At 60.8% G+C, this 23426-nt stretch carries 24 protein-coding genes and 1 pseudogene; 14 read left to right on the plus strand and 11 right to left on the minus strand.

Features of this window, described 5'->3' with window-relative positions; genetic code table 11:
* From ASD12_RS08045 to ASD12_RS08080, 8 genes are all read left to right on the plus strand, one after another.
* Positions 1–150, plus strand: coding sequence for a CcoQ/FixQ family Cbb3-type cytochrome c oxidase assembly chaperone (locus tag ASD12_RS08045; RefSeq protein ID WP_056583765.1), 150 nt, complete (start codon positions 1–3; stop codon positions 148–150).
* A gap of 2 nt (positions 151–152) precedes the next feature.
* Complete coding sequence (gene ccoP, locus ASD12_RS08050; protein WP_056583768.1) at positions 153–1016, plus strand: cytochrome-c oxidase, cbb3-type subunit III; 864 nt, start codon at positions 153–155, stop codon at positions 1014–1016.
* A 187-nt stretch (positions 1017–1203) separates the two neighbouring features.
* Positions 1204–2763 carry a cytochrome c oxidase accessory protein CcoG gene (gene ccoG, locus ASD12_RS08055; RefSeq protein WP_056583925.1) on the plus strand — a complete coding sequence of 520 codons (1560 nt, stop codon included), beginning with the start codon at positions 1204–1206 and terminating at the stop codon, positions 2761–2763.
* The gene (locus ASD12_RS08060) at positions 2760–3257 is read left to right on the plus strand and encodes a FixH family protein (protein WP_056583771.1); all 498 of its coding nucleotides are present in this window, start codon (positions 2760–2762) and stop codon (positions 3255–3257) included. The genes ccoG and ASD12_RS08060 overlap by 4 nt, the downstream gene beginning before the upstream one ends.
* Positions 3254–5542, plus strand: coding sequence for a cation-translocating P-type ATPase (locus tag ASD12_RS08065; protein ID WP_056583775.1), 2289 nt, complete (start codon positions 3254–3256; stop codon positions 5540–5542). Before ASD12_RS08060 ends, ASD12_RS08065 begins: the two co-directional genes overlap by 4 nt.
* Entirely contained in the window at positions 5539–5694 is a 156-nt protein-coding gene (gene ccoS, locus ASD12_RS08070) for a cbb3-type cytochrome oxidase assembly protein CcoS (RefSeq protein ID WP_056583776.1), read from the plus strand. Before ASD12_RS08065 ends, ccoS begins: the two co-directional genes overlap by 4 nt.
* Before the next feature lie 185 nt (positions 5695–5879).
* Positions 5880–6986: a copper-containing nitrite reductase gene (nirK, locus tag ASD12_RS08075; RefSeq protein ID WP_056583777.1), complete on the plus strand. Its 1107-nt coding sequence runs from the start codon at positions 5880–5882 to the stop codon at positions 6984–6986.
* 52 nt (positions 6987–7038) lie between these two features.
* Complete coding sequence (locus ASD12_RS08080) at positions 7039–7905, plus strand: SUMF1/EgtB/PvdO family nonheme iron enzyme (RefSeq protein ID WP_056583779.1); 867 nt, start codon at positions 7039–7041, stop codon at positions 7903–7905.
* A gap of 61 nt (positions 7906–7966) precedes the next feature.
* Here ASD12_RS08080 and ASD12_RS08085 read toward each other — a convergent pair whose 3' ends face one another.
* The 4 genes from ASD12_RS08085 to ASD12_RS08100 all read right to left on the minus strand — a co-directional run bounded on the left by ASD12_RS08085 (position 7967) and on the right by ASD12_RS08100 (position 11419).
* Positions 7967–9142, minus strand: coding sequence for an NnrS family protein (locus ASD12_RS08085; RefSeq protein WP_056583782.1), 1176 nt, complete (start codon positions 9140–9142; stop codon positions 7967–7969).
* Between the two features lie 95 nt (positions 9143–9237).
* Positions 9238–9675 carry a pseudoazurin gene (locus tag ASD12_RS08090; RefSeq protein ID WP_056583788.1) on the minus strand — a complete coding sequence of 146 codons (438 nt, stop codon included), beginning with the start codon at positions 9673–9675 and terminating at the stop codon, positions 9238–9240.
* Positions 9676–10200: 525 nt separating this feature from the next.
* A complete protein-coding gene (locus tag ASD12_RS08095; protein WP_056583795.1) occupies positions 10201–10896 on the minus strand; it encodes a VIT family protein in 696 nt (231 codons plus the stop codon).
* Between the two features lie 4 nt (positions 10897–10900).
* Positions 10901–11419, minus strand: coding sequence for a cytochrome b/b6 domain-containing protein (locus ASD12_RS08100; protein WP_056583805.1), 519 nt, complete (start codon positions 11417–11419; stop codon positions 10901–10903).
* A gap of 216 nt (positions 11420–11635) precedes the next feature.
* Between ASD12_RS08100 and ASD12_RS08105 the strand changes: the two genes are divergently transcribed.
* The 3 genes from ASD12_RS08105 to ASD12_RS08115 are packed head-to-tail and all read left to right on the plus strand — an operon-like array spanning position 11636 to position 14665.
* Positions 11636–12409, plus strand: coding sequence for an FMN-binding protein (locus ASD12_RS08105; RefSeq protein WP_244482780.1), 774 nt, complete (start codon positions 11636–11638; stop codon positions 12407–12409).
* A 25-nt stretch (positions 12410–12434) separates the two neighbouring features.
* Positions 12435–13157: an FAD:protein FMN transferase gene (locus ASD12_RS08110; protein WP_244482781.1), complete on the plus strand. Its 723-nt coding sequence runs from the start codon at positions 12435–12437 to the stop codon at positions 13155–13157.
* Positions 13154–14665: an RnfABCDGE type electron transport complex subunit D gene (locus tag ASD12_RS08115; RefSeq protein WP_056583811.1), complete on the plus strand. Its 1512-nt coding sequence runs from the start codon at positions 13154–13156 to the stop codon at positions 14663–14665. Before ASD12_RS08110 ends, ASD12_RS08115 begins: the two co-directional genes overlap by 4 nt.
* 7 nt (positions 14666–14672) lie before the next feature.
* Here the strand turns inward: ASD12_RS08115 and ASD12_RS08120 are convergent, their stop codons facing one another.
* Genes ASD12_RS08120 through ASD12_RS08130 form a run of 3 tightly spaced genes read right to left on the minus strand, consistent with a single transcriptional unit; the run spans position 14673 to position 16950 of the window.
* Positions 14673–16016, minus strand: coding sequence for a HAMP domain-containing sensor histidine kinase (locus ASD12_RS08120; protein WP_056583816.1), 1344 nt, complete (start codon positions 16014–16016; stop codon positions 14673–14675).
* Positions 16016–16681, minus strand: a complete 666-nt coding sequence (locus ASD12_RS08125) for a response regulator transcription factor (RefSeq protein ID WP_056583819.1) — start codon at positions 16679–16681, stop codon at positions 16016–16018. The genes ASD12_RS08120 and ASD12_RS08125 overlap by 1 nt, the downstream gene beginning before the upstream one ends.
* Positions 16681–16950 carry a PepSY domain-containing protein gene (locus ASD12_RS08130; RefSeq protein ID WP_244482782.1) on the minus strand — a complete coding sequence of 90 codons (270 nt, stop codon included), beginning with the start codon at positions 16948–16950 and terminating at the stop codon, positions 16681–16683. Before ASD12_RS08130 ends, ASD12_RS08125 begins: the two co-directional genes overlap by 1 nt.
* Positions 16951–17135: 185 nt before the next feature.
* Between ASD12_RS08130 and ASD12_RS08135 the strand changes: the two genes are divergently transcribed.
* The 3 genes from ASD12_RS08135 to ASD12_RS08145 all read left to right on the plus strand — a co-directional run bounded on the left by ASD12_RS08135 (position 17136) and on the right by ASD12_RS08145 (position 18787).
* On the plus strand, positions 17136–17369 hold the full coding sequence (locus ASD12_RS08135) for a hypothetical protein (protein WP_056583826.1): 234 nt from the start codon (positions 17136–17138) through the stop codon (positions 17367–17369).
* A 120-nt stretch (positions 17370–17489) separates the two neighbouring features.
* Positions 17490–17957, plus strand: a complete 468-nt coding sequence (locus ASD12_RS08140; RefSeq protein ID WP_244482783.1) for a DUF2231 domain-containing protein — start codon at positions 17490–17492, stop codon at positions 17955–17957.
* A gap of 131 nt (positions 17958–18088) precedes the next feature.
* Positions 18089–18787 carry a CBS domain-containing protein gene (locus ASD12_RS08145; protein WP_056583832.1) on the plus strand — a complete coding sequence of 233 codons (699 nt, stop codon included), beginning with the start codon at positions 18089–18091 and terminating at the stop codon, positions 18785–18787.
* A gap of 157 nt (positions 18788–18944) precedes the next feature.
* Here the strand turns inward: ASD12_RS08145 and ASD12_RS08150 are convergent, their stop codons facing one another.
* From ASD12_RS08150 to ASD12_RS08160, 4 genes and pseudogenes are all read right to left on the minus strand, one after another.
* Positions 18945–19214 carry a DUF6455 family protein gene (locus ASD12_RS08150; RefSeq protein ID WP_056583835.1) on the minus strand — a complete coding sequence of 90 codons (270 nt, stop codon included), beginning with the start codon at positions 19212–19214 and terminating at the stop codon, positions 18945–18947.
* A gap of 114 nt (positions 19215–19328) precedes the next feature.
* A pseudogene (locus ASD12_RS32870) lies at positions 19329–19782 on the minus strand (NUDIX domain-containing protein).
* A gap of 23 nt (positions 19783–19805) precedes the next feature.
* Positions 19806–22436, minus strand: coding sequence for a magnesium-translocating P-type ATPase (gene mgtA, locus ASD12_RS08155; protein ID WP_056583838.1), 2631 nt, complete (start codon positions 22434–22436; stop codon positions 19806–19808).
* Positions 22436–23248: a universal stress protein gene (locus tag ASD12_RS08160; protein ID WP_056583841.1), complete on the minus strand. Its 813-nt coding sequence runs from the start codon at positions 23246–23248 to the stop codon at positions 22436–22438. The genes mgtA and ASD12_RS08160 overlap by 1 nt, the downstream gene beginning before the upstream one ends.
* Positions 23249–23426 lie beyond the last annotated feature (178 nt).

Genomic DNA, 23426 nt, shown 5'->3' on the forward strand with positions numbered 1-23426 from the left:
ATGGATTACAATCTGATGCGAGAATTCGCGGACAGCTGGGGTCTGGTCGCCATGGCCCTTTTCTTTGTCGCCGCAATTGCATTCGCGCTCCGCCCCGGCAGCCGCAAGCTGGCCGATGAAGCTGCCCGGATTCCCCTTGAGGACGAGTGATCATGAGCGACGAGCATCTCGATGAAATCTCTGGCATCTCGACCACCGGCCACGAATGGGATGGCATCCGGGAGCTGAACAACCCGCTTCCGCGCTGGTGGGTCATCACGTTTTACATCACCATTGTCTGGGCGATCGGCTACACCATCGCCTATCCGGCATGGCCGCTGCTGCACTCGGCAACAAAAGGTGTGCTCGGCTATTCCAGCCGCAACGAAGTCAGGAACGAGTTGACTGCGGCTGAAGCCGCCAAGGGCAAATATATCTCGGCGGTCGAGTCCAAGAGCGTCTCGGAGATCGCCGCGGACGATGGCTTGCGCGAATTCGCAATCGCCGCCGGTGGCGCCGCTTTCAAGGTCAATTGCGTCCAATGCCATGGCTCCGGCGCCCAGGGTTCCAAGGGCTTTCCCAACCTCAATGACGACGACTGGCTTTGGGGCGGCAAAGCCGAGCAGATCCAGCAGACGATCACGCATGGCATCCGCTTCGCCTCCGATCCGGATACGCGCTTGTCGGAAATGCCCGCCTTTGGCGACATCATCACCGCCGACCAGATCGCTCAGGTGAGCGCCTACGTCGCCAGCCTGTCGGGAAAGGTCCAGAATGCCGGCCTCATCGAGCCTGGCGCCAAGGTCTTTGCCGAGAATTGCGTCGCCTGTCACGGTGCCAACGCAAAAGGCAACAAGGAGCTCGGCGCCCCAGATCTGACCGATGCGATCTGGCTCTATGGATCCGGCGAAGCAGCCATCGCCGCGCAGGTCCGTGCGCCGAAACAGGGCGTCATGCCGGCCTGGGGCGCACGCCTGGGCGAGACCAAGGTCAAGGAACTCGCCGTCTACATCCATTCGCTTGGTGGTGGGGAATAGGAAGCGGGGACCTGTTCCCGGCCCTTCGCCAGCCAAGCGACGAGGCCCGGCCATGCCGGGCCTCGACCTGTATTCGGCACCGGCGATTGACTTGCATCAACGCGCCAGCCCCCGCCCCGCGGCAAGACTTGCCCACGCTGACAGCCTAGGCATGGGCAGATTGTCGCCTGCGCGAGTGGAGATGCATGTGCTGGACAATACGCAGGTAGAGCGGCTCGAAGCCGAAGCGGTCAACTCCGCCAAAGTGCGCCAGCCGATGTATGCCGCGCGCAAGAAGATATTCCCGAAACGGACAACGGGAAGCTTTCGCCGGTTCAAGTGGCTGGTGATGGCGATCACACTCGGCATCTACTACCTGATCCCGTGGTTGCGATGGGACCGTGGCCCGTTTGCCCCGGACCAGGCCGTGCTGCTCGATCTCGTCAACCGGCGCTTCTACTTCTTCTTCATCGAGATCTGGCCGCAGGAATTCTATTATGTGGCCGGCCTTTTGATCATGGCCGGCGTCGGTCTTTTCCTGATCACGTCGACAGTTGGCCGGGCTTGGTGCGGCTATACATGTCCGCAGACCGTATGGGTCGATTTGTTTCTGGTCGTCGAGCGCGCCATCGAGGGTGATCGCAACGCACGCATGAAACTCGATGCCGGCCCCTGGACCGCCCGCAAGCTTGCGCTGCGGGTATCGAAGCACGCCATCTGGCTGGTCATAGGGGCTGCGACCGGCGGCGCTTGGGTCTTCTATTTTGCCGATGCGCCGACGCTGATTGGCGAACTCTTCACCGGCACCGCGGCACCCGTCGCCTACATCACTGTCGCCGTGCTGACGGCGACGACCTATACGTTTGGCGGGCTGATGCGCGAGCAGGTCTGCACCTATATGTGCCCATGGCCGCGCATCCAGGCAGCGATGCTCGACGAAAGTTCGCTCACCGTCACCTATAATGACTGGCGCGGCGAACCGCGTTCGCGTCATGCGAAGAAGGTGCAAGCTGCAGGGCAGTCCGTCGGCGATTGCGTCGACTGCAATGCCTGTGTCGCGGTCTGCCCGATGGGGATCGACATTCGCGATGGCCAGCAACTCGAATGCATCACCTGCGCGCTTTGCATCGACGCCTGCGACGGCGTCATGGACAAGCTCGGCAGGGAGCGTGGACTGATTTCCTACGCGACGCTCTCCGATTACAACGCCAACATGATGCTGGCGACCGCGGGCGGCTCCAGTTCAGTCAACCCGTCGCTGGTCAGGACCGCTGATGGCCTGTTTTCCGACAAGGTGGCGCATTTCCATATTCGCAAGATCTTCCGGCCACGCACTTACGTCTACATGGGTATGTGGTCGTTGATCGGCCTGGGTCTGCTCTATTCGCTGCTGACGCGCGATCGGCTCGAAGTCAACGTGCTGCATGACCGCAACCCGCAATTCGTCACCCTGTCCGACGGCTCGATCCGCAACGGCTACACCGTCAAGCTGCTCAACATGATCCCCGAGCCAAGGACCATTGTTGTCACGATGCAAGGCTTGCAAGGGGGCGAAATGAGCGTGGTCGGGGACGACGTAAAGGCGGGCCGCTCCTTCGCCATCCCGGTCGAGCCCGATCGCCTGAAAATGCTGAAGGTCTTCGTGCGCCAGCCGGCCGACCAAATCCATGGCGCAGCGCAAACCTTCACGTTCCGTGTCGAGGACAAGTCGAGCTTCGAGGCGGACGAATACACCGCCACCTTCAACGCGCCGGAGACTGCCAGATGAGCGCCAGAACTCAAAAAACCCGCGAATTCACAGGCAGGCACATGCTGTTCACCATCCTTGCCTTCTTCGGCGTGGTCATCGCGGTCAATCTGACCATGGCCACGCTCGCCAACACGAGCTGGACCGGCCTTGTCGTCGAAAACACCTATGTGGCTAGCCAGCAATTCAACAAGAAGGCCGAGGAGGGTCGCGCGCAGGCAGCACTTGGCTGGACCGGCAAGCTGACCATCGCATGGGGCGAGGTCCGCTATGGCCTCACCGATGCCGCCGGCAAGCCGGTTCCCCTGCATGGCGTCAAGGTGCTGTTTCGACATCCCGCATACGAGAAAGAGGACAAGTCCGTCACGCTCGCCCACGCCTCCGGCGAGGAATTCGCCGCGCAGCACATGCCGAAGGATGGCGTCTGGATTATCGAAGTCGACGCCGATGCCGGTCTGGATGAACCCTACCGCGACGTCCGCAGGATCATGATTTCCAATGGATCACTGCAATGAGTTGTTGTGCACCGGGCGCTGAAATGGCGCTGGATCTCGTCAGCACCACTTCGGTCCTACCGTCTAGCCAGGAGATCAGGCTGGCAAGCCGATCGCTTGGCGATGATCTTCGCCAGACCGACCTTTCAGTGCCGACGGTTCATTGTGCGGCCTGCATCCAAGCGATCGAGACAGCGCTGGCAAAGCTCGACAACGTCGAGGGTGCTCGCGTCAACCTGTCGACGAAACGGGTCGCGGTCAGGTGGCGAGGCGACCAGGTTCCACCGTTCGTCGCTGTTTTGGGGCGACTGGGCTACGAGGCTCATCTGTTCGACCCGGAGGTCGGCAACAAGGACAAGACGCTTTCAGAGTTGATCCGCGCCGTCGCTGTCTCCGGCTTTGCGGCGGGCAACATCATGCTGCTTTCGGTCTCGGTCTGGTCCGGCGCTGAAGGCGCGACCCGCGACCTGTTTCATTGGGTCTCGGCGCTGATCGCCATTCCTGCCCTCGCCTTCGCCGGCGGCATCTTCTTCCGCTCGGCTTGGAACGCGCTGCGCCACGGTCGCATGAACATGGACGTGCCGATCGCAGTTGGCGTTTCTCTGGCCTACGCCATGAGCCTCTACGAGACGATCAACCATGGCGACCACGCCTATTTCGACGCGTCGGTATCGCTGCTGTTCTTCCTGCTGATCGGCCGCACGCTCGACCACGTGATGCGAGAGCGTGCGCGGACCGCCATAAAAGGGCTCTCACAGCTGGCCGCACGTGGCGCCATGGTGCTGCGCGGCGACGGCGCGCGCGACTATCTGCCGGTTGGCGAGATCGAACCGGGAATGCAGCTGCTCGTCGCAGCCGGCGAAAGGATTCCCGTCGACGGCAAGATCATTCATGGGGCGACGGATCTGGACTACTCGCTGGTCTCCGGCGAGAGCACGCCCAGAAACGTGGCGCCTGGTGAAACCGTGCAGGCCGGTGTACTCAATCTTACCGGCTCGCTGACGATCGAGGCGACAGCTGCCGCGAAAGATTCGTTCCTGGCGGAAATGGTTCGCCTGATGGAGGCCGCGGAGGGCGGTCGCGCGCACTATCGCCGGATCGCCGATCGCGTTTCAGCGCTCTATGCTCCAGTGGTTCATCTAACCGCTTTAGCGACATTCCTTGGCTGGATGGCGGCGACCGGCGACTGGCACCGGGCGATCACAATAGCCATTGCCGTTCTCATCATCACATGCCCATGCGCGCTCGGCCTTGCCGTGCCGATCGTTCAGGTGGTCGCGGCGCGGCGCCTGTTCGAGAACGGCATCATGGTCAAGGATGGTTCGGCCATGGAGCGCCTGGCGACAATTGACACAGCGGTGTTCGACAAGACCGGAACGCTAACGCTCGGGCAGCCCCGGCTGGTCAATGCGGCGTCGATCGATCCGGGCATGCTGGCAATCGCCGCAGACATGGCCGCGCATTCCCGCCACCCATTTTCAAAGGCCATAGCCGGCTTTGCCGCTCTTGGCAGGCAACACAAATTCGATGCCGTCAACGAGCACCCGGGATTTGGAATCGAGGCCACTGATGCCGGAAGCACCTGGCGGCTGGGCCGACGCGGATGGGCTGGATGGAAGGCTCGGACCGGTGGCGAAGGCAAACATGGCTATGGCGGAACGGTCCTGACAAAGGATGGGTTCATTGTCGCCACGTTCGATTTTGAGGATGCGCTGCGTGCGGGCGCCAGGGCGGCGATCGAGCAATTGAACGACGCCGGAGTGTCGGTGGAAATGCTATCGGGCGATACAGCCGGCGCCTGCGGCGAAGTTGCAGAAATGCTGGGTGTCGACGACTTCGTTCCGTGCCTGCTGCCGTCCGGCAAGGTCGAGCGCGTCGAGACCATGACGAAAGACGGACACAAGGTTCTGATGGTTGGCGACGGCCTGAACGACACGCCCGCACTGAGCGCGGCGCATGTCTCGATCGCACCGGCCACCGCCGCCGACATTGGCCGCAATGCGGCCGACTTCGTATTCCTGCGCGAAAGCCTTCTGGCAGTGCCGCTCGCGCTGGACGTCTCGCGCAAGGCGGGAAATCTGATCCGCCAGAACATCGCGATTGCGATCGTCTACAATGCCGTCGCCGTGCCGATCGCCATCCTGGGGCACGTCACGCCATTGATAGCGGCGATCGCCATGTCCGCCTCATCGCTCCTTGTCATTGGGAACGCGCTAAGATTGCAGACTTCCATGCCAAATTCACCGGCGAAAAATGTGCGGCGCGACAGGCGTTCCAACATCACCAAATTGGCCCAATCCTCATGACAACCCTTGCCTACCTCATACCTGTGGCCCTCTTCCTTGGTGCGCTTGGCCTGGGGGGCTTCCTGTGGGCTTTGAAGAGTGGCCAGTACGAAGATCTGGACGGCGCCGCCGAGCGGGTCCTTATCGATCGGGAAGATAAGCTCGGCCGCTAGCCAAGCGCTGGCAAAATAACCGGACCACGACATTCTCCGCCTTGACTATGACGCGCTGGATCGATGTGTTCGAGGCTCTAACATTCCCAAAATTAACTCCATCAATTTGCGGCAGCGCAAAGAAACGCTGCGTCAGGTCATCTAGGTTCTCCTCATCCACAACGGTTGAGAGACAGGAGACTGAAATGATCACGCGACGCGAAGCTCTGTTCGGTGCAGCGATTGGCGCTGCCGCCGTGGCAGCACTGCCGGCATTTTCGGCAACTGTGACAAAGGCAGATATTCGAGGGCTCGCCCGAGAGAAGATCAAGCTCGTGGCACCACCTTTCGTGCATCCGCACGATCAAGTCGCCAAGGGTGGACCGAAGATCGTCGAGTTCACCATGACGATCGAGGAAAAGCCAATGATCATTGATGCCGATGGTACAAAGCTCAACGCGATGACCTACAATGGCTCGATCCCCGGTCCGCTCATGGTCGTGCATCAGGACGACTATCTCGAGCTGACGCTCATCAATCCCGATACCAACTCCCTCGCCCACAACATCGACTTCCACGCTTCGACCGGTGCGCTGGGCGGCGGCGCCCTCACCTTGATCAATCCCGGCGAACAGGTGACCTTGCGCTTCAAGGCGACGCGAACGGGAACGTTCGTCTATCACTGCGCGCCTGGTGGCGCGATGATCCCTTGGCATGTCGTCTCCGGCATGAGCGGCGCCATCATGGTCCTGCCGCGCGATGGGCTCAGGAACGACAAGGGCGAGCCGGTCAAATACGACAAGATCTTCTACATCGGCGAGAACGACTTCTATATTCCGCGAGACGACAAGGGCAACTTCAAGAGCTACGAATCGGCCGGTGACGGTTACGACGACATCGTCAAGGTGATGCGTGGGCTGATCCCCACGCATGTCGTGTTCAACGGCAAGGTTGGATCCTTGACCGGCGACAACGCCATGAAGGCGAAAGTCGGCGAGACCGTGTTGATCGTCCATTCGCAGGCCAACCGCGATACGCGGCCGCATCTGATCGGCGGGCACGGCGATTATGTCTGGGAGCAGGGCAAATTCGCCAATCCGCCGGCCAAGGATCTGGAAACCTGGTTCATCCGCGGCGGCTCGGCTGGCTCGGCGCTCTATACGTTCCTGCAGCCGGGTGTCTACGCCTACGTCAATCACAATCTGATCGAGGCTGTGGAACTCGGAGCGACCGCTCACTTCATGGTCGAGGGCGAGTGGGATGACGACCTGATGACGCAGGTCGAGCCGCCTAAACCCGTCGCCACCAACTGACGGCACTCCAATCTGCCCGGATAGCGTCGCTGTCCGGGCATGGACAAAAGCAATGTCTCCTTTCATCCTCAAAGTTTTCTCGGTTGCCATGGCGGCCGCAACGGTTCCAATGGGCTTGACCGCCATCGGCCGGAACGGACATCGCGAGCCCCACCCTGCCGCCATGACAGTCACCTTGGTGCCCGGTCCGATCACCTATCCCCTGCCGGGCGAGTTCTTGAGGAACGGACGCCCGCAAGCAAATCTCCGGCTCAGGCGACAGTTCCACGAACCCATCGAAATCATGACCTATCAGGTCAGCGTGTCGGACTATGCGGACTGCGTGTCGGCTGGCGGCTGTCAGCCGGCACAGGAGACGCGCGCGATCCCGAGCAATGCTCCCGTTACCGGAGTGAGCTATCTCGACGCCAATGCCTACGCCCAATGGTATTCGGAAGTGACAGGCGACGACTGGCGGCTGCCGTCCGATGAGGAGTGGGCGTTTGCCGCGGCAGAGCGGTTCGCAGGGGAATTCGAGGGTGTCGAAAACGACGCCAGCAACCCCGCCAGACGATGGCTCACCAGCTACAAGGCCGAGGTGGACCTCAACCGCAAACCAGACCCATTGCCCAGGAGCCGTGGCTCTTTTGGTGTGAACTCCCAAGGCCTCGCCGACTTTTCCGGCAACGTCTGGGAGTGGACTTCGACCTGCTATGTCCGCACCACGTTGGCCGTGGATGGAAGCGTTGCAAGTTCGGTCGACAATTGCGGCGTCCACGTCCTTGAGGGGCTTCACAGAGCCTACATGTCAAACTTCGTCAGTGACGGGAAAAGCGGAGGCTGTGCCGTCGGCACGCCTCCCGACAATCTGGGATTCAGATTGGTCCGTGACCATTCGGGATGGGCAAGCCGGATCCTTGGTGGGCTTGGCATCGTCTGAAAAGCAGGAATAGCGGGCCACGTCTTCTCGACCGTCGCGAGCCCGCCCGCCGCCCCTCGCCTCACCGTGCCTTGGGTGTCGTCAATGCGGTTCCGTGGATCAGCAGGAAGCCGGCGAATGCAGCCACCCATGCGGCGCCGGCCATATCGATCACCGCGCCTGAGGGGAAGAAAGCGGCCAGGATTCTCAATGTTCCCGCGAGCAGGATGGCCACGAAGATGAACGAGGCGCCGTTCCCAGCCTTGAGCGTTCTTCCTGTGTGTCCGAGCGTTGCGCGGGTCATCACGGCGAGCGTCATGGCTCCGACCGCACCCGTTCCGAGCGCGTGGAGCCCCGCAGCAGCTGGCACGGCGGAAGGAAAAAGGATCGAAGCCGATATAAGGCCGAGGCCGACCGGCACGAAGGCATATGCAAGATGGAGGATGAGCACGAGCGGATCCCGCAACGTGCGTTCGCCAGCCCAGCGCGACAGACGCCACGCCTGGCAGATTGCAGCGACCGCCATAAGCATTCCCGAGGCGTGGTTGTCGGGGGCGAACGTCCATGCTCCCAGCGCGATAGCAGAGATGGCTATCGATACGATGTCAAAACGGCCGAACGGCGCGGGCAGCCTGCCAGGATTTTCGCGAACGAGCCAGTTGCGCGTGAAGCTCGGAATGAGGCGCCCACCGATCAGCGAGATGAGCACGATCGCCGCGGCCATACCGAGCCTGCGGCTGATGTCGGATGTGCCTTGAAGGTGCGCCTCGATATGGAACATGCCGTTGGCGCACGCCAGGACGGCAAGCGGCAACAGCACCTTGAGATTGCGCCAGTTCCGTCCCGCGACGATCTCGCGGGCCGCCGCGGCAGCGACAGCAAGCAGAAAGCAGCCATCGATCACGGCCGCTGCTTCCCAGCCAATATCGGCCGAGAAGAAAACAGCCGCACGCCCAGCAAGCCACAGGACCACCAGCGCCAGCAGCGGCAAGCCTTGCACGGGCAGCCGGCCGGTCCAGTTCGGGATGGCGGTCAGCAAGAACCCGGTAACGATCGCCGGCAGATAGCCGAACAGCATCTCGTGAATGTGCCAGTCGACGGCAGCGAACGCACTGTGGGCATCGAGTTCGCCGGCATACATCGGCAGCCAAAGCAGAATGGAGAGCGCGGCATACAGCGACCCGAGGAAAAAGAAGGGCCTGAATCCGTAGGAAAGAAATGCGGGCCCAGTGTAGGCCCGCAGGCGTGGAATTCCCATGATCTGCGTCTCCAAATGAACAGGGCCGGATGAACCGCCGCTCTCGGTTCGTCCGGCCCGCGCCCGCCTCGCCTATGGCAGGCAGACTGTATGCCTCAGTTGGCCGGAACCTGGGTGAACAGGTCGGCGAACACCGTTTTTGCCTTGCCAGGATGCTTGACCGCCTTGGCGGTATCGAGGTTGACCGGCTTGCCGACAACGATCAGCGCGACCATGCCCATTCCGTAGTGGGGCGCGCATTTGACACCGTAGACGCCCTCCTTCGTCAGCGTGACGGTTATTTCCTCACTGGGCTTTCCCTTGAAAGGCTCGGCGCCGTCCGGAATCATGCCCTTGATCGACTCGGCATCATGCGTCTTGTCGGTCGGCACGAACTTCACGGTGTCGCCAGGAGCTGCCTTGACGAAGGCCGGCTGGAAAACCATTGCGCCCTTTTCGCCCTTGTTGAGCATTTGCACCACATGCTCTTCGGCGCTTGCGCCGCTAGCGAGCGCAAGGATGGAGATTGCGGCGGCGAGGATGGAGAGTTTCATCGATTTGTCCTTTGTTCGTGTTCGCGGCATTGCGCCGTTCCACGCCATCTAGCCAGATGCGGCTGGGAACAATTTGCGCTGGCGCAAACTTGGGACAAGAAAGGTCTCCCGCACGACTGATGCGGACCATGGGCTGTGAGGTATCCGCTTGGCTGCGCTGGACCGATCGCTGATATCGCTGCTGCCCCTCTTCCAGGGGATGGAGCCCCAGGAGCAAAGCGAGATCCTCAAAGGCGCTCGATCGTCACACTACGCCAAGGACTCCTCGATCCGGTAGCTCAGCATCACCGCCACCGTTGCCGGCCATTTTCTCATGATCTCGTCGACGACCATGTCCCGACCGATCGAACTGAGTTCCTTCACGATGGGGTCCCCGCGATTTGCGAAGCCTCGTGATATATCCCGCCCGCGCCGCCTTCGTTGCACTTTCGCAACTTCATAGAACTGGCGCTGAACCCTCTCGGGTTATTTCGAAGGACGATAAGTGCCCATGGCACAGCCTGGTTCGACGGTTCGCAAGACCCGTCAGATGGCAGTACCAACGACGGCACCAATACCGGCGGTCAGCGCCATTGCCAGCGCCCCCCAGAAGGTGACGCGAACAGTTGCCCTTAACACATTGGCGCCGCCGGCTTTGGCCCCAATGGCGCCCAAAACCGCCAGGAACAGGAGCGAGGCGACAGACACCGTTGCGGCAAGCCAGGCGGCCGGCGAAACAAGCACCATCGCCAATGGCATGGCCGCGCCAACCGAAAATGCAGCCGCCGAGGCCAAGGCAGCCTGGATCGGTCGCGCCGTCGTCACCTCCGAGATGCCAAGTTCTTCGCGAGCGTGGGCGCCGAGCGCATCCTTCGCCATCAATTGGTCCGCGACCTGCAGGGCCAGCGTTGGCTCCACGCCACGTTTGACATAGATCTCCGCAAGTTCCTGTCGCTCGAAGTCTGGCTGCGTCGCCAGTTCCCCTTTCTCACGGGCAAGGTCGGCCTGTTCGGTATCGGACTGCGAACTGACCGAGACATATTCGCCGGCCGCCATCGACATCGCGCCGGCGACCAGACCGGCGACACCTGCGACGAGAACATCGGCCGCCGCGGCGTTGGCTGCCGCCACGCCAACGATCAGGCTCGCCGTCGATACGATGCCGTCATTGGCGCCGAGCACGGCGGCTCGCAGCCAGCCGATGCGGGAGATGAGATGGTTTTCAGCATGCAAGCGGCTCACGGTGTCACCCCATACGCCGGGCCGCCGGGAGCAGCATCCTGACCAGCACGTCCGATTTCACATAGAAATGCTGCCACAGCGCCGCCGCGGCATGGAGGCCAACGGCAATGATGATCACCGGCTTGGCGAGTTCGTGAATCTCACCCATCACTCGAAAGCTGAAGTACCATGCCAGCGCCCCGGTAATCGGCATCCCGAAAATGAACAGGTAGAGCAGGAAATGAGCGACCGCCGAAGTCCGCTTCAGCAGGACGCTTTCTTCGGGCGGCGCGGCCGGCACACCATGCCGTAGACGGACTGCAATCCGCCAGATCGCCAGCACCAGAACGGCCAAACCGACATAGACATGAATATTCGCGTTGAGGATGTCGCCAGCTGCCGGCTCTGTGCCGCGCGAGAACGCCCGGTAAGCCGGCTTGATGTCCTCACCGATTACAAGCTGCAGAACGACCAGCCCTGCGATAATCCAATGCAGAAATATCTGGGTTCCAGTGTATCCGGCCGGCTCGTTGGCAACAGTCATAGGCAGCTACCTCGCTTGAGAGAACCTTCCTACCTTGCTGCATATGCGACCATGTTGATCTAGGACAAGTCAATTCACCGTTCCCCTCTCGCTTTCACTATCCCCTCGCAGTTCGAACTCGGCTGACAGCCAGTTGTCAGCTTGGTCGTGGGATATTGCCTCCGAAGCGGACTCGATGAACCGCCCTGCAAGATTCAACGTGGAAATACAATTCCGATGAAACAGATTGCCTTGTCGCTTTTCGTGATCGCCGCCTCCGGCGCCTATGTCTGGGATCAGGCCGGCAAGAATCCGGCAAACGACATGCTCGGCGAAGCGCTGCCGGCCAACGCAGCCGGAGCGCCTTCCGTGCAGCCAAAAGAGCCCGGATCCGCTGTGGCTTTGCCGATGCTTCGGACCTCGCCGGCGCCTCTCGATGCCCGGCTCAGAACAAGGTTCCCCATTGCCCGGGAAACGACGGCTGCCATAGCAGTGCTCGCCAAACGGCCAAATGAACCAGTCAAGCAGACAGTGGCTCCGGTGGCACCACAACCGTCGCCAACGCCACTGGCGCCGCAAGTGGCTTCGGCTGACTCCGATCCTGCGCTACCAGCACCTTCCTTCGCCATAACTCCCGCCGTCTACATACCGGTCCCCCAGCCGAGGCCAGCATACCCGGAGACGCTAGCGCGCATCATCCGTACAGGCACGAAGCTCGCAGCACATGGCTATACCGATGGCGTCTACACCGGCCCCGCGGCCGATGCCTATTACGGTATCATCCAGATTCAGGCCCTCGTGCAGGGCGGGCAGCTTACGGCGCTGAAAGTGCTGAAATATCCTTCCGATCGCCGCACCTCCATCAGCATCAACAGGCAGGCGCTGCCCATGCTGCGCGACGAAGCGATCCGCGCCCAAAGCGCCAATGTGGACATTATTTCGGGCGCGACGCTGACCAGCAGGGCTTTCATCCAGTCGCTAGGCGGCGCGCTGAAGAAAGCATCGTCCTAGTTCCATGCGTGAAACGCGCATTTTGATGGGAATGCCCATTACGGTCGACATCGGCGGCGCGTCGAACGCTGAGCTGATCGATACGGTCTTCGGCTATTTCGAACATATCGACCGGCGCTTCAGCACATATCGGGCGGACAGCGAGATCGCTGCCATCAACCGCGGCGGCATTCCGGTCGTCGACTGGAGCAGCGAAATGATGGAGGTGCTGGCCATTGCCAAACAGACGAAAGACGAGACGGCCGGATACTTCGATATTCGCAAGCCCGACGGGTCGCTCGACCCTTCCGGCATCGTCAAGGGCTGGGCCATTCGCAATGCGGCAGGCATCGTTCAGCGAGCCGGCATCAACGATTTCTTCATCGAGGCGGGCGGGGATATCCAGTCTGGCGGCAAGAATGCATCGGGCCATGACTGGAGCGTCGGCATCCGCAATCCCTTCAACGCGGATGAGATCGTAAAGATCGTCTATCCCCGCGGTCGCGGCGTCGCTACCTCCGGCACCTATGTCCGCGGTCAACACATCTACAACCCGCATGGCATTGGCAGTCCGATCCAGGACATCGTCAGCCTGACCGTGATCGGCGCCGATGTGCTCGAAGCCGATCGTTTCGCCACCGCGGCCTTCGCCATGGGTCGGGACGGCATTCTTTTCGTCGAGCAGACACCTGGCCTGGAGGGATATCTCGTCGACGCCAATGGCCGCGCAACGCCGACAACCGGGTTCGGAGCCCTTTGCCTGCAATGATCAAGACCATCGACCGATTTCTCGATCACCTGACCATGTACAGGCTGGTCCTCTACTATCTGATGGCGCTGGTCGGCGCGGCGTTCGTGCTCGGCTTCGTCAAGCTGGTACCACATGATCCGACTGCGCTTGCCTTCACGACAGCGCTTGCGCTGGCCGCCTGCTGGATCACCAACAAGGTCTTTGCGCTTGTCTTCGCAGTCCCGGCCAACAACGAGTCCGTCTACATCACAGCGCTCATTCTGGCGCTCATTCTCGATCCGGTTGCCGTCACGGACATAAAGGGGATTGCGGCGGTGGCATTGGCAGCCGTCTGGGCGATTTCATCCAAATTCATTCTCGCGATCGGCCGGAAGCACCTTTTCAACCCGGCTGCTCTGGGCGTGGCGCTGTCGGTGCTGCTGCTCGACCAACCAGCCACCTGGTGGGTTGGCGGCAATCTGCCGTTGCTTCCGCTCGTTCTCGTCGGCGGCATGCTCATAGTCCGCAAACTTCGCCGGCTTGACCTCGTCTCGACCTTCATTGTCGTGGCGCTGGCGACCATCCTGGCAACCACGGATCCATCGCAATACTGGACCGCGCTCACGGAGACACTGGGTTCGTCGCCTCTGCTGTTCTTTGCCTTTGTGATGCTGACCGAGCCGCTGACCGCGCCGACGATGCGTTGGCCGCGTATCGCCTTTGCCGCCATCGTCGGCTTTCTGTTTGCTCCCAACATCCATATCGGCTCGTTCTATTTCACGCCGGAACTGGCGCTGCTTGCCGGCAACCTGTTTGCCTATGCGGCGGGCCCCAAGGGACGCTTCGTGCTGACCTTGGAACGCATCGAGCAATCGGCTGTCGACAGCTTTGACTTCGTCTTCCGGTCGCCGCGCAAGCTCGCCTTTGAGGCCGGCCAGTATCTCGAATGGACGCTTGGCCTCGATCGTGCCGACAATCGCGGCAACCGCCGCTATTTCACGGTCGCCTCTGCGCCGACGGAGGAGACAGTCCGTCTCGGTGTCAAGTTCTATCCGCAATCAAGTGCCTTCAAGCGCGAATTGATGACCATGAAGCCAGGCAGCACGATCCATGCCGCGCAACTGGCCGGCAACTTCACTCTGCCCGCCCAGCGTGAAACCAAAATCGCGTTCCTGGCCGGAGGCATCGGCATCACGCCGTTTCGCTCGATGCTGCAATATCTCCTCGACCGCAAGGAGCGGCGACCGATCGTCATTCTCTACGGAACAGAAGGCCAGCAGGACATCGCCTATCGCGACGTGCTTGGCGCCGCCCGGCAGGAACTTGGTATCAAGACGATCCACGCCGTGGCGCGAGGGGGCGAGCGCGGGCAATATCCCGGATACATCGACGAGCGCCTGATACGTCTGGCTATACCCGACTACCTCGAGCGCACTTTCTACATTTCCGGCCCGCAGGCGATGGTCAAGGCGCTGCGTCAGAAGCTGCTGGCCATGGGCATTCGCCGCTCGAAGATAAAGGTCGACTATTTCCCGGGTTTCGCCTGAAGCATGCTCAACTGTGTCGCGGCAAGGAAATGGCCACCGCCAGACCCGGATCGGCATTGGCCATGGCAAGACGTCCGCCATAGGCTTCGACGATATCGGATACGATGGCCAGGCCAAGACCGCTGCTGCCGCGCTTGCTGTCGAGCTGGACACCACGTGACAGCGCTGACTCCCGATCGACATCCGGTATACCTGGGCCATCGTCCGCAACACTGACGGTCACCTCGTCCCAGGCAATGGATGCACCGACACGGACTGACGATTTTGCGTAGCGCGCGGCATTCTCCACCAGATTGCCGAGAATTTCTGACAAGTCGCCTTCGTCGATCGGCGCCGTCAGATTTTCCGCGACATCCAGCTTGAATGAAAGCTGCTTGCCGCTTGGTGTCCGTTTGACCACGGCAATGACGCCGGCCGCCACGTCCGACACAAGGCAGGATGCCTTGCCGGAGACGCCGGGCGCGAGGCGGGCGCGCGCGAGCTCCCGCTCGACATGGCGCCGGATCGCTCCGGCGCTCTTCTCGATCTCATCGGCCAGCTCAGTTTCGCCTTTTTTTCTCAACGCGCGGATATCGGCCGACAGGACTTGCAGCGGTGTCTTGAGACCGTGCGCCAGATCGGTGGCGCGCGAGCGCGCTCGCGCAAGTGCCTTCTCCTGGGCATCGAGTAGGCGATTGATTTCGTCCGCGAGCGGCTGGACTTCGCTTGGTGCCGCCACCTCAAGCCGTGCAGTTCGTTGTGCAATCACGTTTCTCACCGAGACCCGTAAGGTTTCCAGAGGCGCGAGACCGACGGTGATCTGGATGAAGAAGGCCGCCATGAGAGCAATGGCGAGCAGAATGAGGGCTGGTGCAAGGTCGCGGACATACCCGTCGACGGATTCCTTCACCGTTTGATGGTCTTCCGCCACGACGGCGCGAAACGATCGGCCGCTGGCGTCGATGATCGTGCGCTCGACGGCGATGGTGAGCTCGCCTTGTGGCCCTTTGAATTCCTTGATCTCCCTGAGTTCGCCGTTGGTTGCGTGATCAGGCAAAGCAAGCGTCGCGTCCCACAATGAACGCGAGCGGACGAGGTTGCCGGAACCAGTATCCTGCACCTGCCAGTAGTGGCCAGAAAAGGGAATGGAGAAACGCGGATCGGCCAGGGTTGCCTGGACCGAAAGACGGCCATCGGCGGCGAAATTGGTCGCGCCGATAAGGTCGTTCAGGTCGACGGTCAGCTCGCTGACAACGCGCCGCTCGACATTCAGCTCGAACAGATAGCGCAGTCCGACACCAGCGATGGCAAGAGCAACAAGGATCGAAATCGTTGCCGCCAACCAGAGCCTGAAGCGGATCGAGTTGCCCATCAGCGGGTATCGTCTGGGACGAAGTACCCGAACCCGCGCCGCGTTTCGATGACGTCACTCCCAAGCTTGCGACGCAAACGCGCGACGATTACCTCGACCGCATTCGGATCGCGGTCGTTCCCTGAATCGTAAAGATGCTCGGCCAGTTCGGTCGGCGCCACCACCCGCCCGGCATGATGCATCAGAAACGCCATGAGCCGGTATTCCAACGGCGAAAGCGCAATGGGAATGCCGCGCAGTGAAATGCGCATCTGGCGTGTGTCCAGAAGCAGGGGCCCCGACTTGAGCACTGGCGCGGCCTGCCCGGTCGAGCGGCGTAGGATTGCGCGTAACCGGGCAAGCAGCTCTTCCATTTCGAAAGGTTTCGGGAGGTAGTCGTCAGCGCCAGCATTGATGCCTTCGACACGTTCCGTCCACATGCCCCTGGCGGTCAAGATGAGAACCGGGAACCGGCGGGCGTTGGCTCGCCAACGTTTCAAGATCGTGAGACCATCGAGCTTGGGCAACCCGAGGTCTAGGATCGCAGCATCATAGTTCTCCACATCGCCTGCGAACCAGGCAGCCTCTCCATCGCGAACGGTATCAACCGCCATTCCGGATGCCTTGAGGACTGTAGCGATATCGGTCGCGATACGAGGCTCGTCCTCGGCCAGGAGGATCTTCATCAGTCGCCCTCCCCCTCGCGCATGATGGCACCGGCGCCGGCGTCGACGTCGATAGTCTTTCGCCGGCCATCGGCACCGACGACCTGAAACCGGTAGACCCATCTGTTGGCCTGGCGGATGAGGTCGACCGCAACAACGTCGCCGGGGGCTTTGGCGCGAACAACGTCCAGTATATCGGCAAGGCCTTTGATCTCGCCGTGTTCGTACAAATCCCGTGCCCGGTCATGGTCGCCGTCGTCGTCCTCATCGGCACGGGTTGCGAGAGGCATGGCCAGGACAAGTCCAGCGAGACCCAGCACCGCCAAACACTTCAACTGGCTTTTCATCGGCAAGGCATGTCGCACATTGAAGCTTTCAATTTGCTGTCAGTCATCCTCAGCCCGCAGCAAGCAAAGGGTCCATATCAAGGCATCATCGCGTTCAATCATGGCCGCGCCGAGAAGGATACCAGACCATGCGCAATTCAATGTTTGTCCTTGCAGCACTTGCAGGCCTCACGATCTTTGCCCTGCCGGCGGCCGCTGAATCGGAAGAAGGATCATGTGGGGCGCCACCGTCTGTTGTCCCGTCCGGCCCCATCGACCTGCAGGCCATCCCGATGCAGGACGCAACCACCCCGAAAGCCATCAAGGGTGATGACGATGCGTGTGACGACCGGCAGGGCGATGAGGCCGACGAAAACGACTAGATCTCTCGTTCGCAGTGCGTGGCCCACTACAGCACATAACGCTCGCAAATGTCGTCGGCCAAGGCTCGCTGCAAGGCCGGCAATTATCCAAGGTCCCTTGCCAATTTCTGGAGAGTCTTCGTGGTCCCCATTCAACATATCCACCCCATTCTTGTTCATTTTCCTATTGTTCTGATCTACACGCTTGTGGCTATCGACCTTGTGGCGCTGGCTGGCGGCAGCGCCGTCACCGGGAAATCGGGCGCTGGTACGATCTCTACTTTTGTGGCCTTGGCTGCCGGAGTGTTCGCCATTGGTACCTGGTTCTTCGGCGGTCTTGCCCTGGATCACGCCGAAGCGGCCGGCTTCAGCAGCGATATCGCGGAAATCCACGAAAGCCTGGGGGGTATCACTGCCTTTGCCTTTCTGATCTGGGGACTTGTGAGGCTCGCGCTTTGGATACGCAACCGCGAGTTTCGGGCTGTGACGATCACCATTCCTCTGATTGAAATTGGCGGAGCGGTGTTGGTCACTGCGACGGCCTACTATGGTGGACTGCTTGTCTACGAACTTGGCGTGAATGTCGCTAAGACCGCAATCGCTGGGTGACGGGCACGCGCCCGTCATTCGTGATCTCGACTTTGGACCATTTGCCTCGGTGGCAAAATGATTCAGATCAAGGCGCTTCATGCATGGGACTTCTAAGAAGCCGGAGGTTTGGAGAACTCCGGAGAGCGAACATGCAAGCCGAAGCCATAATGAGCAAGCCAGTCGTCGGCATAGATCCGTCCGCATCGATCGCTGAGGCGGCCGGGATGATGCTCATCAAAAAGATCAGCGGCTTTCCCGTCATTCGCGGCGACGGCACCCTGGTGGGGATCGTCAGCGAGGGAGATTTCTTGCGTCGCGGGGAACTGGGCACGGAGCGCAAGCGCCCGCGCTGGCTGGAGTTTCTCGTCAGCCCCGGAAAGGCCGCCGATGAATATGTCCACGCCAATGGGCGACGGATCGAGGAGGTGATGTCGCAAGATGTGGTCACGGCATCCCCTACCGCATCGCTCGCCGAGGTCGTCGAGCTCATGACGCGTCACCATGTGAAACGCATTCCGGTCGTCGACGCTGGGAAAGTCGTCGGCATCATCACCCGCTCTGATCTTCTGCGGGCATTGCTCAGCGTCCTTCCTGATGCAGCCCCTTCAGCCATCGATGACGAACAGATTCGGCAGGACATCATGACCGAGCTAGCGACACAGAAATGGGCCGGCAAGGACTTGATAAACGTGACGGTGAACAAAGGCGTGGTGAAACTGAGCGGCGCCATCTTCGACGAACGCGAGCGCCAGGCAGCCATTGTAGCAGCCGAAAACGTCGCCGGCGTCAAAGCTGTCGAGGATGATCTCTTCTGCGCCGATCCCGTGTCCGTCGTCCTTGTTTCGTAGCGGTGGCACGACCGGGTTGGTGTCGCCAGCGGCCATGCCAGTGGGTTTCGACGTTGCATGGAGTATAGGTCCACCTGCGAAACAGCAGAAATGCTTCTAGAAAGAACAGATCGTCCACGAACGTCATGACTTCCTCAAGGCTGATCTGCTCGATGCACTACGATTGGCCGGCTGCGTCCTGCAGTCGTGCGATTAGGTCGCGGTTGCGACAGTAATCTGGCGGAACATCTGCTTGCTGATGTTCGTCAAGCCAGGTCGAGCACTCATCCTGATGCCCGCAAGAACGACAGCGGTCCACCGCCCGATTGGTGACGCCCGCATGGTCCGGCACCGATTTCAATTGTTTGTCGACCCCGAGCTTCTGCATCATGCGACCCATCAAAGCGGTTCTGGCGTCGACTGAAATCAGGTAATCGAGAAGGGTCATGTTGATCGCTCTTGCCTACTGGCCATCATTGCACTGTTGGCGGCCGGCGGCGTTGATCTCGATCAACAGACGGCATCATTGCCAACCCCTGAGCGCTCAACAGGAAGCATGGCGCTAAACCGAAGCGACAAGGCGGTCGAGAAAGGGCCGCTGACCAGCAAGAGGTTTTTCCCGGGCAAGGTCTAGATCCAGCCATTCACCACGGTCCACCTCGGGAAACGACTGCACGCGGCAGCTACGTCGTGGCCGTTCCATCTCGAATATGTTGCTGCGCAACGTCGCGGTGTCGAAATCGCCTTCAGCGCGAAAGCAGTGATGAGTTTGCTTCTTCGCTGGCGCAACTCACCCAAATTGACCAGGGCTCCCTTGGGCTCCCAGCCCGTCTCTTCCGTGAATTCGCGCCGCGCCGCGGCTTCTGGAAGGTCGCTTTCGTCGAACTCGCCCTTGGCGATGGACCGGGCGTCAAGATCGCGGCTTTGTCAGAATGGGCCGCCCGGATGGACGAGCAGCACCTGCAGCGCCTTGGCGATCTACGATAGGGCAGAATGCCCGCGCTTCTTCTCATCATCGCTTCAAGCCTCCCCACGCGGCCTATGATCTGGGATAGCCCGCATGAACCTTTGGCCCTCTGTCGATCAGCTGCTCCGCCCCCTTCCGGTGCGACTGGCGGCTCTTTTGTCCGAAAAACAAGCGCTTGGTCGCCTCCGAGGCCAACAGATAGAGCGAGGTGATTGCGACAAGCCCGGCAAGCACGGGGAGCGGCAAGGGCACGAAGCCGAACCAGGCTGCAAACGGCAGATAGGGGATCATGATCGCGACAATCCCGACACCCAATGTAAGCCAGGCGAGTAACGGGCTTGGGCGGCTCGCCCAGAAAGCGCTGTGGGTGCGCACAATGAGCACGATAGCAAGCTCCGTCAGCAGCGACTCGACAAACCAGGCAGTCTGGAATGCGGCCTCCGTGACATGCGCGAAGAACAGAAGGAACGCGAAGGTCGCAAAGTCGAACAGCGAACTGACCAGGCCAAAGCTGATCATGAACCGTCGCACAAATCGGATGTCCCAGTGGCGAGGCTGGCGCAGTTGGTCGGCATCGACGTTGTCGCTTGCGATGGCGAGCGAAGGAACGTCAGAAAGGAAATTGTTGAGCAGGATCTGCTTTGCCAGAAGCGGCAGGAAAGGCAGGAACAGCGAGGCGACAGCCATGCTGATCATGTTGCCGAAATTGGCGCTGGTGGTGATTGAAATATATTTCATCGTATTGGCGAATGTCTTGCGGCCGTCGTCGACGCCGCGCACGAGCACGCCCAGATCTTGCTTGAGAAGGATAATATCGGCCGCTTCGCGCGCGACATCGACAGCGGTGTCGACCGAGATGCCTATGTCTGCCTCATGAAGGGCGGGCGCATCATTGATGCCGTCGCCAAGGTAACCAACAACATGGCCCCTGCTCCGCAAGGCCTGAACGATGCGCTCCTTCTGGTTGGGATCGATCTCGACGAAGAGATCGGTGTGCTGCACGCCCGCAAAGAGCGCGCTCTTCGTCAATTTCGAAAGTTCCTCGCCGGTCATGATTCTGTCGAGGGGCAAGCCGACCGCTTGGGCAAGATGTGCGGCAACGTACCGGTTGTCGCCCGAAATGACTTTTACCGCGATGCCGCGGTGGGCGAGCTCGGCAAGCGTCTTCTCGACTCCTTCCTTTGGCGGGTCGAGGAAAAGCAGGAAGCCCGCGAAGACGAGATCGATTTCGTCTTTCCTACTGAACGTTTTCCGGCTCTCAAATCGACGAATTGCCAGGCCCAGAACGCGATAGCCATCCGCGCTCCAGCGCCGGAATTTTTCGTCGATCGCCGCACGCTGCTTCTCATCGAGGGGTTCCAGCCCTTTCGCCGTGCTGACGAAGCCGCACGTTTCGAGGACATTTAGTACGGCGCCTTTGGTGATTAGAAGATCTTCGGCATCCTTGGTCCGCACAACAACGGATAGGCGCTTGCGAATGAAATCATAAGGGATCTCGTCAACCTTGGTGAAAGCGGCCAATGATGCGCCTTTGCCCGGTGCACCGGCGATCGCCTCGTCCAGCGGGTTCTTCAGTCCGGTCTGCAAGGTTGCGTTGAGACGTGCCCAAAGCAGGATGTCGGTTGACGCATTGCCGTCGACGTCAAGCCATCCGTCTAGGTGGATCACGCCTTCCGTCAGCGTGCCGGTCTTGTCGGTGCAGAGCACGTCCATGCTGCCCAGATTCTCGATGGCGTCGAGACGGCGCACGATGACGCCATTGGCAGCCATCGCGCGAGCCCCTCTAGCCAGCGTCACACTGATGATGGCCGGAAGGAGTTCCGGTGTAAGTCCAACCGCCAATGCCAGCGAAAACAGCAGCGATTCAATCAGTGGGCGATGCAGCATCAGGTTGGCGAAGAACACCAGGATGACAATCGCCAGCATGATCTCGGTCATCAGATAGCCGAACAGTCTTATGCCCCGGGCAAACCCGGTTTCGGGGATTTGGCGCTCCAGGGCAGCAGCGATCGATGCGAATTCAGTGCCGGGGCCGGTCGCTGCCGCAAGCACGGTTGCTGTACCGCTGCGAACCGAAGTGCCCGTGAAAACCGCATTGCTGCGCTGTGCCACCGAAGCCTCGCGCGCCGACCGCCCCGGCGCCTTCACGACGGGAAAGGTTTCGCCGGTCAGCACGGCCTCGCTGACATTGAAATCGCGCGCGTCCAGAATGACACCGTCCGCAGGAATGAGGTTTCCGGCCGAGAGGCGGATCACGTCGCCCGGTACGATGTCTTCGGCAGCAACCGAGCACTCTACGCCGTCACGCAACACAATAGCTCTGCGCGAAATACGCTGTTTCAGTGCTTCGGTCGCCCGCGACGCACCGTACTCCTGGGTGAAGCTCAGGACGCAGCTTGCCAGCACGATCGCGCCGATGATCGCAGCCTCCTGGCCCTCCCCGACGAAGGCCGATACGCTGGCCGCGAAAATGAGGATCAGGACCAGCGGGCTCCGGAACTGGCGGGCAAACACTGCCAAGGCCGACGCGCTTGACGTCGCCGCCGGTGTGTTTCGGCCGAATTTTGCGAGCCTCGATGCCGCTTCGGACGAAGCAAGCCCCGAGGCTGAGGTCTCAAGGCGTAGCAGGAGGTCATTGGTCTCGATCGACCAATAGGCACCGTCCTCTGGCGAGACGGATTGCTGGTCAGCTTCGCCTATCATCAATACGACATGAAACGGTTGATGCCGCTCTCTTCGATCAGCGTGCGGGTGACGCCACCAAACGCCCATTCCCGCAAGCGGCTATGGCCATAGGCGCCAGAGACGATGAGGTCCGCATGGATCGAGCGTGCGAATGTCAGCAACCGGTCGCCGTCAGCCTCGCCGGCGATCAGCTCGGTTCGCGCCTTGATGCCATGGTGTTCAAGAAAAGCGGCAACATCGTCAAGGCTGTCACGACAGCTCTCATCGCGGTTGGTGTCTATCGTGGCGACGACAACCTCGTTGGCCTTGGCCAAAAAGGGCAGCGCATCTGCCACCGCCCGTCTCGCCTCCCTGGTGTCCTTCCAGGCAACCAGCACGGTTTTCGCAAGGATGTGTTCGACATTGCCTGCGGTGACCAGGACTGGCCGCCCGGCACCGAGTGCAAGGCTGCCGATATCCACAGCGCGAAAGACGTTGTCTCCATATCCGCCGCCGGTGACGATGAGGTCGGCCGCCTTGGCCGAAACGCTGAGGAACCGGGTCGGACTGCAGACGGCTTGTCCCCATTCGCTTGTAATCGAAGCTGGCACCAGCCTCTCGAACACTTCACGCAATTCGGCAAGCCGCTTTTCGATTTCCGTTCTTTGAATCTGCATGATCTCGCCTTCGTAGACCATGCCGTCGCCTGTCGCGACCAGCGGCGGGACATCAGCTGCCGCCAAGCCGATAAGATGGGCTCCAAATCGTTCGGCAAGTTCGATCCCGACCCGCACAATGGGTGCGGGAGTCGCATCGATGGCGAGGTTCACGATAATTGACTTATAGGACATTACGGGCGCCTTTCGCTGAAACGATGCAATGCGTAATGAATTGCATTCGCGAGCGCTCAATGCCTTGATGCGCGTCAAGGACCGCCAACCGCCAACTGCATCTGCGTCCGAAAACGTCTCGATCCGTTTTGCGTGTGCGGCGAGAAGTGATAGTTAGCCCCAGTAGCACCGTCTCGAA

It is taken from the genome of Mesorhizobium sp. Root102 (assembly GCF_001425625.1).
Classification (GTDB): domain Bacteria; phylum Pseudomonadota; class Alphaproteobacteria; order Rhizobiales; family Rhizobiaceae; genus Mesorhizobium.

Coding starts and splice junctions, on each gene's coding strand:
- ASD12_RS08100 (WP_056583805.1), bottom strand. CDS start 11,419: ATGACTGTTGCCAACGAGCCGGCCGGATACACTGGAACCCAGATATTT.
- ASD12_RS08125 (WP_056583819.1), bottom strand. CDS start 16,681: ATGAAGATCCTCCTGGCCGAGGACGAGCCTCGTATCGCGACCGATATC.
- ASD12_RS08120 (WP_056583816.1), bottom strand. CDS start 16,016: ATGGGCAACTCGATCCGCTTCAGGCTCTGGTTGGCGGCAACGATTTCG.
- ASD12_RS08045 (WP_056583765.1), top strand. CDS start 1: ATGGATTACAATCTGATGCGAGAATTCGCGGACAGCTGGGGTCTGGTC.
- ASD12_RS08130 (WP_244482782.1), bottom strand. CDS start 16,950: ATGCCTCTCGCAACCCGTGCCGATGAGGACGACGACGGCGACCATGAC.
- ASD12_RS08105 (WP_244482780.1), top strand. CDS start 11,636: ATGAAACAGATTGCCTTGTCGCTTTTCGTGATCGCCGCCTCCGGCGCC.
- ASD12_RS08080 (WP_056583779.1), top strand. CDS start 7,039: ATGTCTCCTTTCATCCTCAAAGTTTTCTCGGTTGCCATGGCGGCCGCA.
- ASD12_RS08090 (WP_056583788.1), bottom strand. CDS start 9,675: ATGAAACTCTCCATCCTCGCCGCCGCAATCTCCATCCTTGCGCTCGCT.
- ASD12_RS08060 (WP_056583771.1), top strand. CDS start 2,760: ATGAGCGCCAGAACTCAAAAAACCCGCGAATTCACAGGCAGGCACATG.
- ASD12_RS08115 (WP_056583811.1), top strand. CDS start 13,154: ATGATCAAGACCATCGACCGATTTCTCGATCACCTGACCATGTACAGG.
- ASD12_RS08085 (WP_056583782.1), bottom strand. CDS start 9,142: ATGGGAATTCCACGCCTGCGGGCCTACACTGGGCCCGCATTTCTTTCC.
- ASD12_RS08160 (WP_056583841.1), bottom strand. CDS start 23,248: ATGTCCTATAAGTCAATTATCGTGAACCTCGCCATCGATGCGACTCCC.
- mgtA (WP_056583838.1), bottom strand. CDS start 22,436: ATGATAGGCGAAGCTGACCAGCAATCCGTCTCGCCAGAGGACGGTGCC.
- ASD12_RS08145 (WP_056583832.1), top strand. CDS start 18,089: ATGCAAGCCGAAGCCATAATGAGCAAGCCAGTCGTCGGCATAGATCCG.
- nirK (WP_056583777.1), top strand. CDS start 5,880: ATGATCACGCGACGCGAAGCTCTGTTCGGTGCAGCGATTGGCGCTGCC.
- ASD12_RS08065 (WP_056583775.1), top strand. CDS start 3,254: ATGAGTTGTTGTGCACCGGGCGCTGAAATGGCGCTGGATCTCGTCAGC.
- ASD12_RS08110 (WP_244482781.1), top strand. CDS start 12,435: ATGGGAATGCCCATTACGGTCGACATCGGCGGCGCGTCGAACGCTGAG.
- ASD12_RS08135 (WP_056583826.1), top strand. CDS start 17,136: ATGCGCAATTCAATGTTTGTCCTTGCAGCACTTGCAGGCCTCACGATC.
- ASD12_RS08150 (WP_056583835.1), bottom strand. CDS start 19,214: ATGACCCTTCTCGATTACCTGATTTCAGTCGACGCCAGAACCGCTTTG.
- ccoS (WP_056583776.1), top strand. CDS start 5,539: ATGACAACCCTTGCCTACCTCATACCTGTGGCCCTCTTCCTTGGTGCG.
- ccoP (WP_056583768.1), top strand. CDS start 153: ATGAGCGACGAGCATCTCGATGAAATCTCTGGCATCTCGACCACCGGC.